Annotated in this window: 10 protein-coding genes; 3 read left to right on the top strand and 7 right to left on the bottom strand. The window is 61.6% G+C overall.

The window, feature by feature from the left end; translation table 11 throughout:
• Window positions 1–386: 386 nt before the first annotated feature.
• Both PQQ86_RS28685 and PQQ86_RS28680 read right to left on the bottom strand, forming a co-directional pair.
• Complete coding sequence (locus PQQ86_RS28685; protein WP_408274681.1) at window positions 387–1,397, bottom strand: DUF4148 domain-containing protein; 1,011 nt, start codon at window positions 1,395–1,397, stop codon at window positions 387–389.
• A gap of 315 nt (window positions 1,398–1,712) precedes the next feature.
• The gene (locus PQQ86_RS28680) at window positions 1,713–2,612 is read right to left on the bottom strand and encodes a DMT family transporter (protein WP_408274678.1); all 900 of its coding nucleotides are present in this window, start codon (window positions 2,610–2,612) and stop codon (window positions 1,713–1,715) included.
• A 347-nt stretch (window positions 2,613–2,959) separates the two neighbouring features.
• On the opposite strand from PQQ86_RS28680, the gene PQQ86_RS28675 reads away from it, so the two are divergent.
• Both PQQ86_RS28675 and treA read left to right on the top strand, forming a co-directional pair.
• Window positions 2,960–5,275 (top strand): PA14 domain-containing protein, encoded by a 2,316-nt coding sequence (locus PQQ86_RS28675; RefSeq protein WP_408274676.1) that lies wholly within the window; start codon window positions 2,960–2,962, stop codon window positions 5,273–5,275.
• Between the two features lie 222 nt (window positions 5,276–5,497).
• A complete protein-coding gene (treA, locus tag PQQ86_RS28670) occupies window positions 5,498–7,165 on the top strand; it encodes an alpha,alpha-trehalase TreA (protein ID WP_408274673.1) in 1,668 nt (555 codons plus the stop codon).
• Window positions 7,166–7,281: 116 nt separating this feature from the next.
• Here treA and PQQ86_RS28665 read toward each other — a convergent pair whose 3' ends face one another.
• The 3 genes from PQQ86_RS28665 to PQQ86_RS28655 all read right to left on the bottom strand — a co-directional run bounded on the left by PQQ86_RS28665 (window position 7,282) and on the right by PQQ86_RS28655 (window position 9,808).
• Entirely contained in the window at window positions 7,282–8,397 is a 1,116-nt protein-coding gene (locus PQQ86_RS28665; RefSeq protein WP_408274671.1) for an alkene reductase, read from the bottom strand.
• Window positions 8,398–8,610: 213 nt separating this feature from the next.
• Complete coding sequence (locus PQQ86_RS28660; protein WP_408274668.1) at window positions 8,611–9,246, bottom strand: carbonic anhydrase; 636 nt, start codon at window positions 9,244–9,246, stop codon at window positions 8,611–8,613.
• 301 nt (window positions 9,247–9,547) lie between these two features.
• Window positions 9,548–9,808 (bottom strand): DUF1488 family protein, encoded by a 261-nt coding sequence (locus PQQ86_RS28655; RefSeq protein WP_169490214.1) that lies wholly within the window; start codon window positions 9,806–9,808, stop codon window positions 9,548–9,550.
• Window positions 9,809–10,046: 238 nt separating this feature from the next.
• Here PQQ86_RS28655 and PQQ86_RS28650 point away from each other — a divergent pair, with 238 nt between their 5' ends.
• Window positions 10,047–11,540 (top strand): MDR family MFS transporter, encoded by a 1,494-nt coding sequence (locus PQQ86_RS28650; RefSeq protein WP_408274665.1) that lies wholly within the window; start codon window positions 10,047–10,049, stop codon window positions 11,538–11,540.
• Window positions 11,541–11,546: 6 nt separating this feature from the next.
• On the opposite strand, the gene PQQ86_RS28645 is transcribed toward PQQ86_RS28650, so the two are convergent.
• Together PQQ86_RS28645 and PQQ86_RS28640 are read right to left on the bottom strand one after the other, a co-directional pair.
• A complete protein-coding gene (locus tag PQQ86_RS28645) occupies window positions 11,547–12,671 on the bottom strand; it encodes an alpha/beta hydrolase family protein (RefSeq protein ID WP_408274662.1) in 1,125 nt (374 codons plus the stop codon).
• A gap of 2 nt (window positions 12,672–12,673) precedes the next feature.
• The gene (locus PQQ86_RS28640) at window positions 12,674–13,570 is read right to left on the bottom strand and encodes an AraC family transcriptional regulator (RefSeq protein ID WP_408274660.1); all 897 of its coding nucleotides are present in this window, start codon (window positions 13,568–13,570) and stop codon (window positions 12,674–12,676) included.
• Window positions 13,571–13,646 lie beyond the last annotated feature (76 nt).

The raw sequence follows: 13,646 nt of genomic DNA, 5'->3' as shown, positions 1-13,646 counted from the left end.
GTTTATACGACGCCACTGATTTTTTAGATTGCCGATCATTTCACGTAATAGCCGGACTTCCGCCGAAAATGAAATGGGACGTACTCCTCTCGCGAGCACGCCCCAAGTGCCTGATTTTATGCTTCTCCCGGAGAATCAAGCCGACGCAGAATAGCATGACGAATCTCGGTCAACAACGAATTAAGATCGATTTATAATTCCAATTAATTCCAATGGAAATTAATTGGAATATTTTGGCAGATAAATAAATCAATTAAATCAATTATTGCGGAAATTGAAAATAGTTGTTGTTAGTTTTAAAGGCCACGCGGGAATCACATTGCACGGAGAAATCCAGTTCTGCCCGGCTCGCTGCATCGCTTCGATAGCCGGCAGTCTGCGCAGCTTCAGGGTCGCGGCACGACCGTCATGCTCGGTGCGCCGCCGGGTCCCGCCGGGTCCGGATTGCCGAACGCGGGAAGGCTGCCGTCGGCGCGAGCGCGGGCAATTTCCGCACGCACCTCTGCGCGGGTTTTTGGCCCGCTCGCCGATTTAACCAGCGTGCCGGCAGAGGGCATGAGCTGAGATGCCGATGGCGTCGGTATGGCTTGCGCGGTTACGTCGACTTGCGAGCTTGGCGGCGCTGACGTCAGCCGTGTCGGCTGTATCGACTGTATCGACTGGATCGACTGGATCGACTGGATCGACTGGATCGACTGGATCGGCTTTGACGCAGCTGGCGCGCTGGTCACGTTGGAGACTTCCTTCATCTCGGCAGGAACAGTGGATGACGAACTCGCAACAGCAGGCGCGCCAACGCCACTCGTTCTTCCGCTCGACAAGCTACTGGCGCTAACAGCGACTACTGCGGTTTCAGGAGCATGCCGGGTCTTCGCGTAACTGGAGGACGCGCGGTTCGAGTGTTCGCGCGTCGCTACGTAACTTTCGTGAGAACGGCCTGTTTTCCCGGAAGACAGCGACGCAGAGCGTGCCGATTTCGCCCCCTGCAACGCCGGCTTCTCCCCATGCACCGCGGCCAGCGTGTGCTGCGCCTGCTCCGCGCGCGCGTCCACTTCTCTTTGCAGCGCAAGAATCTGATCGTCGTCCCGGTGTGCGGAGCGCATCGCGTCCAGTTGCGCCCGCGCGGCGGCAAGATCGTCGCGCTGCAGACTATTGCGCGCCGCCTGCAGGCTCCTGGCAATGGCCACTGCCGAATCGCTGCGCCCAACGACCGGTCCGGAAGTCACCGAACCGGTCATCGTGTCGCCGCGTGAGTAATGAGCCGACGCATTGTCGCGCTCCAGGTCGAGTTCGTCCGTCGACAGCCAGCTTGTGCCCGACTGCGAAATATAAGCCGCAATCGCAACCGCGCCGACAAAAAGGCTCGTGAGAACAATCTTCCTGGGTTCGCTAACCATGACATCTCCCTCTCAAATCGTGGACATGCGCGTCTGCGGCATCGTAAACGTGCCCGAATTCATCAGAGGGTTCGCAGCGAATCAATCGATGTCGCCGCAACGACCGCGAGTTCCGGCCGGTACAGTCACGTACGAATGAGAGTGCAAGCTGGATGCGTGCTACCTACTATTTATAGTCGCCCAACACCGATTCGTCCGCATGTGCAGGGCGTGTTGTCCGAAAAAGCCAGCTTGCTGGCCAGGCTTTCCTAGGACGATTGTTTGAACTGCGAAGCAATAAAACGTGAGTTTGAATTCGGCGAATGCGGCGCACGCCTACACGAGCGGACCCTCGGTCTGCTTGCCGCGCACGGCAACCGCAATCGAGCTGCCGACAATCAACGCAATGCCGAACAGCGACATGCTCCCGATCGTCTCGCCCCACACGATGTAACCGAACAACGCAGCCCACACGATGCTCGTGTAGTTATACGGCGCGAGCGCGCCGGCATCGGCCTGTCGAAATGCCATCGTCATCAGCAACTGCCCTGCCGTGGCGAACCCACCGAGCAGGGCCATCACCCCAAGTGCTTCGATCGACGGCGTGCGCCACGCGAAATATAGCGATGCCCCAGTGACGATCGTGCCGATCACCGTGAAGTACAGCACCGTGGTGCCCGAATCGTCAGTGGCGCGAATCCGCTTGATCTGAATGATCGACAAAGCACCAAAAAACGCGCTCGAAATCAGCAGGACCGGACCGAGCCAATTCGAATGCGAACCGTCCGGACGCACCACGAATAACACGCCGACAAAACCGACCGCGGCGGCAAGCGCATCGCGCGGCTTGAGCGTTTCCTTCAGAAGCAGCGGTGCAAGCACGATCACCAGCAAGGTCTCCGAGTAGACGATCGCCACCGCTTCGCTGAGCGGCACATAGGGCAGCCCTGCAAAGAACAGCCCCGACGCGCCGAGCAACGTCAACGCGCGCAAGGTCTGCCCACGCACATCCATCTGCCTGAAACGCTCGATGAGAGGCTTGCCGCGTAAGCAAACCGCCACCGCAGGCAGCAAGCCGAACAGCATCCGGAAGAACGTCACTTCATTGGCCGGATAGGCGAGCGCCACGGATTTCGCGAGAGCGTCGACGAGGGCGAAGCAGAACATCGAAACGAGAATCAGCGCGACGCTACGCAGCGGCACGCCTGCATTCCGGACGGCGGTGATGGGCGGCATGAGTTTTCCTGGGAACGCGCAAAGCAGCGCGTCGCTTAGGTTTCGCCTCCGGTGAAAGGGAGACGTAATCAGAAAACGGATTATGCCTGCTGCTCCTCGCGCGATCGACCGGGAAAACAACGCTCACCTATTCCGCATCCGCGCCGTCAAGCGAGCCAGCGCACCCGTTTGACACCCTGCCCTCCGTTTGCACCATTCCGGGTAAGTACCGATACAGGTCTCGCCAACTAATAATATTATTCATATCGATTTCCGCATCCATGGGGCTTGGACACGCTGTCTATGGCCCTATGCAGATTTAATAATAATTATGACCATCAATTAAGCGGGGACATCAGGAGATACAGGTGCGCAATTACTTTGTGCTGGCGGCGCTCGCCATGCTGGGCGCTTGCGGCGGCAATGACGGTTCACCGGGCGCGGCAGCGTCAGCGAACAGGCAGATCGCGGCAGTCGATTCCGCAGCGGCATCGGCGGCGTCGGCGGCCTCGGCAGCGGCTCTCGCGGACACCGCTAACGTCGAAGCCGAATTCAGGGCCGCGAAGGCCATTCCATTGGGGATGAAAACGACCACACCCCCGCTCGTGATCGCCGACCCCACCCTCAACCTTCCGCCGTACACCCCGCCACCGCCGCCCACTCCGGTTTCCACCACGACCCTCAACTTCGGCGACTTCACGAGCTACCTCGCGCCCGGATCGACACAAGGCTGGCAGCCCGGCACGAGCAGTTCGACCATCACGATTGCCCCACCGGCCACCAACGGCACGGGCGCCGGCGATAAAACCGTTGCGCTTGCAAGCACCTACGCCACTGCGTCCTACGAAGCGGATGTGACGGTGAGCGCGCCAGTGGGGAACGGCGCTGCGAACGCCGGTTTTATCGTCCGCACGACAAACCCCACCGCAGGCGGCCCAGATAGCCTGACCGGCTACTACATCGGCCTCGATACCGGCTCGCACGTGTTGCAGGTCGGCCGCGAAAACAACAACTGGACGAACTTCATCGCGTATCCGATAAGCACGATCGTGGGCGGCAGCACGCACCACCTGAAGGTCACGACGAGCGGCACGGCCATCACCGTCGATTTCGACCAGCAGCGCGTGATCAGCGTCAACGACGCCACCAACGCCCTCCCAGCGGCCTTCCAGTCGGGCAGCTTCGGGCTGCGGCGATTCGGCGTTGGCGCGACCTTCAGCAACATCACGATCCACACGTATCCGACCGTTACCTCACCCACCTTCGATTTCTCCAAGGTTGTCGGCGCGGTTTACACGCCGTCCAACGCGGTGAACGCGATCGACTTCTGGGAGAACTACGACCCCGAGATCGTCAATCGCGAGCTGACGTACGCGCAAACGTACGGTATGAACACGATTGCCGTGTATCTGCACTACCTCGTGTGGGCGAACGATCGCGTCGCATTCCTGAGCAAGTTCGAGAACCTGCTGAAGATTGCCGCGCGGCATGGCATCAAGGTCTCGCCGATCTTCTACGACGACTGCTGGAACCCGACGCCCGCGTATGGCCCGCAGCCCGCGCCGGTCTGGGGCGTGCATAACAGCCAGTGGGTGCAGTCGCCCGGCACACCGGTCGAGCAGGCGTATTTCCAGCCGACAGCGACCAATGCCAGCATCACGTACAAGGCGAGTCTCGCGAGCTACATCACCGACTTCGTCGCGCCGCACCGCAACGATCCCCGCATCATTTTCTGGGAGCCGATGAACGAACCGGGTTGCAGCGGCAACGGCTCGTTGCAGCAAACGCGCGCCGTGATGATGAACGATGCGCGCATCGCGATTCTGAATGCAGGTGCGACGCAGCCGATCAATTCGCCGGAGGTGCAGGAGGACGAAGGCACGTATTTCTCGGACTTCTATGCGTTCCACCCGTACAACAACCCGTACACAGGTCCGGTGAACGGCAGCAATGTAAGCGCGCTGAATTCCGAAACGCTGCAGCGAGGCTTCCCTGGCACGACGGGGCAAACGATGCCGGGCATTGTGTCGAACTATGGCGGCACGACGGGCTTCATCGTGTGGGAACTGATGATCGGCCGCACCAATACGCGCTTCCACTGGGGCCAGGTGCCGAGCGCGCCTGCCACCGTCGAACCGGCAACGCCCTTCCAGGGAACGATCTATCCGGACGGTCACCCGTGGCAGACCTCGGAGACTCAGGCATTGACGGGTGGATTCGATGTAAAGCTGCCGGTGCTGCAGGTCGCCTACTACAACGATCCGACCTTCAACAGCGCGCCGGTCAAGACATCAATCGCGCCGTTGATCGACTTCGACCTGAACACCGAACGCGGCACCGATTCGCCTGATGCCTCAGCGGGCGTCAACGCGACCGGTTATGGCGTGCGATGGACCGGTGCGATAGAGGCCGCCAGAACCGGGCCCTACACGTTCTCGATCAATAGCGACAACGTTGCGCGTCTGTGGATCAACGGGGTGCGGGTCATCAACAAGAAGACCTCGACACTGGCCACCGTGAGCGGCACGACCTGGCTCAACGCGAAGCAGCGCGCATCGATCAAGGTGGAGTATGTGCATGGTACAGGTCCGACCAGCATGCATCTGTCGTGGTCGAGTCCGGCGGCGCAGGGCCCCGGGGCACTGAGGATCGTGCCGTCGGATTCGCTCGTGACGTCGAACTGAAGAAGGCTTAAGGAGGCCTGGTTAGCCGCTCGGCAGCGCGCAAGCTGCCGGGCGGCTAATGCAGTCGTATGCCGTCGGCTTGCGCAGCGCACCTCGGCGCATTCCTCGCGCATAGTTTGAACCGCCCTCCGTTTTGTGCGATGCTAGCCGCGCCCCGGCAATCATGAGAAGAAAGAGGGCGTGAGGCAGACCAATCCTGTTGTCCATTCCTCAGGAGGAGACATGATTGTGTCATCGCAATTGCGCCGTATCGGCCTCGCCCGTCGTCTGTCATTCGCCCCGCCGCTGGGCGCTGCCAGTTTAAGAAAAGCAAGCGCCGTTTCCAGCTTCGTTTTCCTCACCAGTCTCAGCGGCGTGTGTCACGCCGACACCCAGGTCGGCGGCACGCTTCCTCCCGCTCCCGACAAGCTATACGGCGATCTTTTCGTAGCCGTGCAAACCGCGCAGATCTATCCGGATCAGAAGACTTTCGTCGACGCAACGCCGAACGCCGATCCTGCCGCGATTGTGCAACTGTACGAACAGCAGAAGAACAATCCCGGCTTTTCGCTGGCGAACTTCGTCAACCAGTACTTCACTCCGCCGAGCGAACCTGTTATCACGCCGCCCGCGAATCAAACGCTGCGCGAGCACATCAACTGGCTGTGGCCTGCTCTCACCCGCACCACGACGAGCGCGCCTGCAAACAGTTCGCTGATCCCGTTGCCGAAGCCGTACGTGGTGCCAGGGGGCCGCTTCCGCGAGGGCTACTACTGGGATACGTACTTCACGATGCTAGGCTTGCAGGAGTCGGGGCATGAAGATCTCGTCGACAACATGCTCGACAACTTCGCCTATGAGATCGATACGTTCGGCCACATCCCGAACGGCAATCGCACCTACTACCTCGACCGTTCCCAGCCGCCGTTCTTCTCGTACATGGTGGCGCTGGCGGCGAAAGTCGAAGGCCGCAGCGTCTATCAGAAGTATTTGCCTGCCCTGCGCAAGGAGTACGCTTACTGGATGCAGGGAGAAAGCTCGACGCAGCCGGGCCAGGCAACCCGCAACGTCGTCGTGATGCCGGATCGCACGGTGCTCAACCGCTACTGGGATGAACTCGATACGCCGCGTGACGAGTCCTATCTGGAGGACATTCAGACCGCCCAGCAGGCAACGGGCCGCAATCCGAACGAGGTCTACCGCGAGTTGCGGGCGACTGCCGAGAGCGGCTGGGATTTCAGCTCCCGCTGGTTCGGCGACAACATGACACTCGCGACGGTGCGCACCACGTCGATCATCCCGGTCGATCTGAACAGCCTCATGTTCCACCTTGAAATCACCATTGCGAAAGGCTGCGGCGAGACGCGCGATTTCCGGTGTGTCGGCGAGTTCGCTGAGCGCGCCGCCAAACGGGCGCTCGGGATCAACCGGTACTTGTGGAACGCCAACGGTTACTACGGCGACTACGACTGGACGCTTGCGAAGCCGCGCGACAACAAGACTGCGGCGATGGTGTTTCCGTTGTGGGTCGGTGCGGCGTGGCCGGACCGCGCGCAGAAGACGGCTCGACAGGTGCAGTCCGTCCTGCTGCAACCGGGCGGCCTTGCGACGACCACCTACAACACCACGCAGCAATGGGATGCACCGAACGGCTGGGCGCCATTGCACTGGGTTGCGATCGAAGGCCTGAAGCGCTATGGCCAGGATGCGCTTGCGCAGCAGATCGGCACGCGCTTCCTGACTGACGTGAAAGGCGTTTACGCGTCGCAGAACAAGCTGGTCGAAAAGTACGTGGTGGAAGGCGCTGGCACCGGAGGGGGCGGCGGTGGCGAATATCCGCTGCAGGACGGCTTTGGATGGACCAACGGCGTGACGCTCAAGCTACTCGATCTGTATAGCCCGGGAGACTGATCGGCACAGTAAAGCAATGCAAGGAGGCACACACGTCGCTCATAGCGGCGTGTGCGCGGGAGCGCGGATTACGAAATCGGCCTTGTGATTCGCTGCGTGACGAAGCCCAGGCCCACTCAGCGCTTCGCTTCTTCGTCCATCGTCGGGTAATCGATGTAACCTTCCGCGCCACCGCCATACATCGTGTTCTTATCCGGCTCGTTCAACGGTGCGCCGGCCCGGAGCCGCTCGACCAGATCCGGATTCGAAATAAAAGGCCGGCCAAACGCGATCAGATCCGCCCGTTTTGCCTTGAGTGTCTTCTGCGCGAGCTCTCTGTCATAGCCATTGTTCGCCATGAACAACCCATCGAATGCCTGGCGCAACACCTGCAGATCGAAGCCGCCCTCGACTTCACGCGCGCCCCCCGTGTCACCTTCGATGACATGCAGGTAGACGAGCTTGCGGGCGTTGAGTTGCTTCACCACATAGGTGAAAAGCGGTTCGGGATCGCTGTCGGCGATATCGCCGAAGCTGCTGAGCGGAGAAATACGCACGCCAACGTGCTCACCGCCCCAGACCTCCGTCACGGCATCGGCCACTTCCAGCAGCAGGCGCGCGCGATTTTCAATCGAGCCGCCATATTGATCGGTTCGCTGATTGGTCCTGTCGCGCAGAAACTGGTCGAGCAGGTAGCCGTTTGCCGCGTGGATTTCCACGCCATCGAAACCGGCGGCCTTCGCGTTTTGTGCGGCCAACCGATATTGCTCGACGATGCCCGCCATCTCCGAAGTTTCAAGCGCACGCGGCGTGACGAGCGGCACGAAGCCCTCGTCGGTATAGGCCTGGCCTTCGGGTTTGATTGCCGAAGGCGCTACGGGCAACGCATTACCCGGCTGCAGCGACGGATGGGAAATACGGCCCACGTGCCACAACTGCAGGTACATATGGCCGCCCTTCGCATGCACGGCATCGGTAATATGTTTCCACGCCTGCACCTGGGCGTCGTCATAAATACCAGGCGTGAACACATAGCCCTTGCCTTGCTGCGAAATCTGCGTCGCCTCGGCGATGATGAGGCCGGCCGTTGCACGTTGCGCGTAATACTCGATGGCCAGTTCGCTCGGCACATCGCCCTCCTTCGCGCGACTGCGCGTCAGCGGCGCCATCACGATGCGATTGGGCAACTGCAGCGGCCCGAGCGCAACCGGTTCGAACAGGTAACTATCGATGTGCGCGGATTCGGTAGACATGGCGGTTCCTTGAAAAAGATCCAATGCATCGAAAGGCGGCTAGCTGCCTGGCTCGTGGCGCTCCATCGAGCGGCGTCACCGGCGTGTGCTGCAACACACGGTGGAGCGGTGTCACCGGCTCCAGGCGCTCTGGCAGTATAGGCGGCTATGCGGCACGTCGAAGCGGTTTTCCGGTTTGACTACGCCCGCTTTTCGTGGGGCGGCCGTGCGCGGCTAGACCGCATAAATTTCAGGGTTGTCCACCAACGGCAAGAAATCCCCTGTGCGCCCATCGAGTGCGAGCATGGCGCCGCTTTCGATATTGAAAATCCAGCCGTGCAGGCGCAGCGTTTTGTTCGTCAGGCCCACGGCCACCGATGGATGCGTGCGAATGTTCGCGAGCTGCGCCATCACGTTATCTTTGACAAGAGCGTCGAGACGCTCGGCATCCGACGCATAAGTTCGCGATGCGTTGATGGCTTTCGCCGCGTCGGCGTGACGGAGCCAACCCGCCACGGCCGGCAGATGGTCGAGGTTCTTGCAGGTGCAGATCGCCGTCATCGCCCCACAATTGGAGTGACCGCAAATCACGATATCCCGCACGCCCAAGACCGCCACCGCGTATTCGACAGTGGCCGATACGCCGCCCGGTTCCGGGCCGTAAGACGGCACGATGTTGCCCGCGTTGCGGATCACGAACAGCGCGCCGGGCTCCACCTGGGTCAATAACTCGGGAACGACACGGCTGTCCGAGCAGGTCACGAACAGCGTTCTCGGACTTTGCGCGATCGATAACCGTTTGAACAATGCGCTTTGCTGCGGGAAGACTTCGCGTTGAAAGCGGATGAATCCTTCTATGATTTCCTGCACGACGTTCTCCGGATGGTCAAAGCCTCAGCCTGCCGGTCCCGCGGCAAAGGTCCAAGGCGTGTCTGCGATCGGTTGGCGCGACTATACCGCAGCACATCGGAAAGCCGTAGCTCAGGTTCATGTACTTGAGGCATTCCAATTGATCGTGTTGTACTCGATGGCGTTGCTCACGCGCACCGGACGGTTCGGATTGTCGCTGTGATTGCAGGCGAGGCGCGCTGCGAATGAAAAGCCATTGAAGCAGGCCCGGCGCGCAGATGCCGGACCGCCCTCCCAAGTCAAGATTTGGGCCGCTCAGGCCTTAGTTGAAATCCCCGGTTTCGAGCTCCACGGATTGTCCCCCGTTTTTCTCGAGAACCCGCCGCGTAGCATTTTCAATCCGCGCGCGATTAGCCTCGAAGGTACCGACCAGATTGTGGGCCGACGGACCCTCGTTGCCGAAATGGTCGTTCAGCGCGTCCAGCGACACGCTGCACCAGACGTCAGCCCCATCGACATTAGCTTCAAAGGCTACGCGCGCCGCTGCCACCACTTCACGGCGTCCGGTGAATTCGATCCTCATAATGACCCTCCATTTGGCGAAAGTAGCGGTGAGCGCGCAAAGGCTGTGCCAGGCTGACGCTTTGAAGCCGAATCAAAGCCGCTTGAGCCTGGCCATCGCTGAGCACGTTCAGCACACATTCTCCACAAGGTGCATACTCGACATCGGCCGCCTTCGTGCGGCCGCGCTTTTGCGTCGCGGCATGCCTGCCACCTGTCACGCCGTCAGACGCTTCCAACATCCTAATACTACCCGCCCCATGTCCCGCAGCCCGCAATCGTCGCGTCCTCTAGTCATTGCCGCAGTCATGGCTTCAATGGCGATGGTCGCCATCGAAGCCACCATCGTTTCCACCGCCATGCCGCAGATCGTCGCCCAACTCGGCGATCTGCATCTGTATAGCTGGGTTTTTTCGTCGTTCCTGCTGACACAAACCGCGATGACCGTGGTGTTCGGCAAGCTCGCCGATCTGTATGGGCGCAAGCCGGTCATGCTCGCCGGCATCGCCATCTTTCTGCTCGGCTCGGTGCTGGCCGGTTTCGCCTGGTCGATGCCCGCCATGATCGTGTTCCGCCTGATTCAGGGCGTCGGTGCCGGCGCGATCCAGCCGGTTACGCTGACCATCGTCGCCGACCTCTATCCGGCACGCGAACGCGGCAAGGTGCAAGGCTATCTCGCCAGTGTGTGGGCCATTTCAGCGGTGGTCGGGCCGATGGTGGGCGGCTTCATCATCCACAACCTGTCGTGGGCATGGATCTTCTGGATGAACGTGCCGATCGGCCTTGCCTCGGCAGCCGGCTTCATCGCGTTCCTGCGCGAGTCGGAACGGCATGCGCGTCCGTCGATCGACTTCGCGGGCGCGGCGCTGTTCATGGCGGCGATCGCGGCACTGATGATGGCGCTGACCTACGCAGGCGACGACGACATCGCCAAGGCATCGCTCGCGGGTGGCGCATTCATGCTGTGCCTGCTGTTGTTCGTGTTCCAGGAACGCCGCGCAACAGAACCGATGATCTCGTTCGCGCTCTGGAGCCGCCGGCCGATTGCCGCGTGCAATGCCGCAACCGTGCTGTCCGGCATGATCCTGATGGGCTCCACCACCTTCCTGCCGATGTATGTTCAGGGCGTGCTGCACCGCTCGCCGGTGGTCGCCGGTCTTGCACTCACGATGATGATGGTGGGCTGGCCGGCGGGCGCGACGCTCGCGGCGAAGTCATTTCACCGTATCGGCTTGCGGCGCATTCTGATCGGCGGCAGCGCGTTCATACCGATTGGCGCCGTGCTGTTGCTGTTCCTGCAGCCTGGCGGCTCGCCGCTCATCGCGGCGTTCGGTTCGCTCATCATGGGTTTCGGCATGGGCACGTCGAGCGTCAGTTCGCTGGTGCTGATCCAGGAGATCGTCAAGATGGATGAGCGCGGCAGCGCCACTGCATCGAATCTGTTTTCGCGCAATCTCGGCAGCACGCTGGGTGCAACGCTGTTCGGCGCGGTGCTCAACTTCGGGCTCAGTCACTCGAAGGACGTCGCCGTGGTCACGTCGGATCAGTTGAAGGCGCTGTTGCAGAATCAGGTGGCGAGTCTTGCCGATAGCGACATGATCCGCATGGTGTTGCACCAGTCGCTGCACCTGACCTTCATCTCGATCTTCGCGATTGCGATTTTTGTGGTCGTGCTGCTGGGCTTCGTGCCGGCGATCAACCTCGGGCCGGCGAAGCAGGTGCCGCTTGAAGCGCTCTCGCCACTTGAGGACTGAGCTTCGCTACTCGTCACCCGCAGGCAACGTGGTGGCGAAAAAATCGATCGCCCGTTGGGCCGTCTGCGCATGGATCGCATCGCGATCGACGCCCGGATTGTCCTTGCAGATGGTCGCAAGGTGTTCGACGCCTGCGGGCAAGCAGGTATCCAGAAAGGTATAGTGCGACGCGCCCGGCACCATCGTAATGGTTGCGCTCGGCATAAAACCCGCGATGCGGTGGATGTTGGTGTCCACCGGCGCGGTTACGTCGGCCTCGCCCGCAAGCAGCGACACGGGGATGCTGACATCCGCGAACGAGGTGCTGTCGAACGCCTCGCCCAGTGCCGGCGCGATCGCAAAGACCGCCTTGATGCGCGGGTCGCGATACGAGTCACCGGCGCGCGCTCGTGACGCCTTCGTCTCAGGTGAAAGCGTTGCGAGCGTCAAGGCAGGCGCGCCGGGGTCCTCATGGATTCTGGCGGCTTCCGGCGGATGACAGATCGCGTCAGCCTGCGGTGACGAACAGAAGCGCTCGAACGCCGGCAAATTGGTGTGCGCGCCCGCCAGTTCAAGAACCGTATACCCACCGAGCGAGAAACCCACCGCGCCGATCCGGTCCCGGTCGACATGCGGACCCAGCATCGGGTCGGCAAGCACGCCGTCGAGCACCTCGCTTGCGTCCGTGGCGCGTTCCCACCAGAGCATGAAGCCGTCGCGGGTCATCGGTTCGAATGCGTTGTTACCCGGATGGTTGGTACCGGCGACGATATAGCCTTCGGCGGCCAGCGCCGATGCCAGCCAGTCGAGACTGTCCGCGGTGCCGCCGGTGCCGTGTGAGAGCACGAGCAGCGGATATTTTGCACGTGCGCCGGACAGCGGCGCATCGACGACAGCGGGATGCCCGTGGAAAAACGGACGACCGTGCGCGCCAATGTCATGCGCGACTTCCGGGCGTGTCAGATCGGCCGGATACCAGATGCTCGTCACAAGCGCCTGCGTCTGCGCCCCACGCCAATGACGAGCCGCAGCGGGATGAAAGACACGCGTCGCCTCGCCCACATGCCAGACAGCCTGATCTGCCCGCGCGGCGGCCGCCGCCGACCACAACGCCGCCGCGCATGCGAAAGCGGCACAGTAACGACGAAACATGTTCAGTCCTTGCGAATGGGGATCATCAGGTCCGTGACGCAGGCGTGCTGCAAACCCGCAACCATCAGGTTCCGGTACACCTCGAGCCCCGGACGGTCGTCGTGCGCATAGCCGCTTTGCGGCAGCCAGCCGCCGTAGAGCGCCCGGAATGTCGGCGCGATCAACGCATACGGACCGATCAGCCGGTGGACCGCATACAGGCCGCCCTCCACGCGCACCGCCTCGATTGCCTGGCTCTCCGCCGCTCGCGGCACGCGAGGAGGCGTGGCGACGATGCCGGCGTAATACTGGAAGCCACCACTCAGCGCAGGATCGTGCCTACAGATGCCGACGCGTTGACCCTTCGTCGAGCTCCCCTCGCAGCGCAGCACGTCCATCAGCGACCGGTAGGTCTGCCCGATTGTCGCGATAGGTCCATCGTGGCGAAGGCACATGAGATCGATCGGTGCGATCTCGGCGAGTTCGATCGACGGCAAAACCGACAGTTCGCTTTCAGTCGCGGCGGCCTCGCATGGCTCACTTGTGCGGCACGCTTTCGACGGCGCGGCGAGGCGTTTCTGCCGCGCCTTGAATTCGCTCGGCGTAACCCCGGTGAAACCGCGGAACGCTCGCGCAAAGGCCTGCGGACTGTTGTAGCCGGCGTCATGCGCGACCGTGGTGACCAACGCAGCGGCATCGGTAAGCCGTTGCGCGGCCTGGGCTAACCGCAGCCGTTGCACGGTCTCGACCACGCTCTCGCCGGTCAATGCGCGATAGATGCGATGGAAGTGATACGGCGACAGATGCGCCACCGCGGCAAGGGTCTCGAGCGTGTGCGGCGCACCAGGCTCCCCCAGGATTGCCTCGATGACGCGGGCAATCCGTCGACGGTAATCGCGTTCCGTGCTGGGCTTCATCATCGCGCTAGGATAGCTGCCTCATGGCCGGAAGATGGTGCAGAGCTTGCGAAATTTTCCCGGGGCGCAGCGCGCATGG

This window comes from Paraburkholderia sediminicola (assembly GCF_046026675.1).
Lineage (GTDB): Bacteria > Pseudomonadota > Gammaproteobacteria > Burkholderiales > Burkholderiaceae > Paraburkholderia > Paraburkholderia sediminicola_F.
Note: the sequence above shows the minus strand (reverse complement) of the source record. Positions and strands in the feature narration are given on the sequence as shown.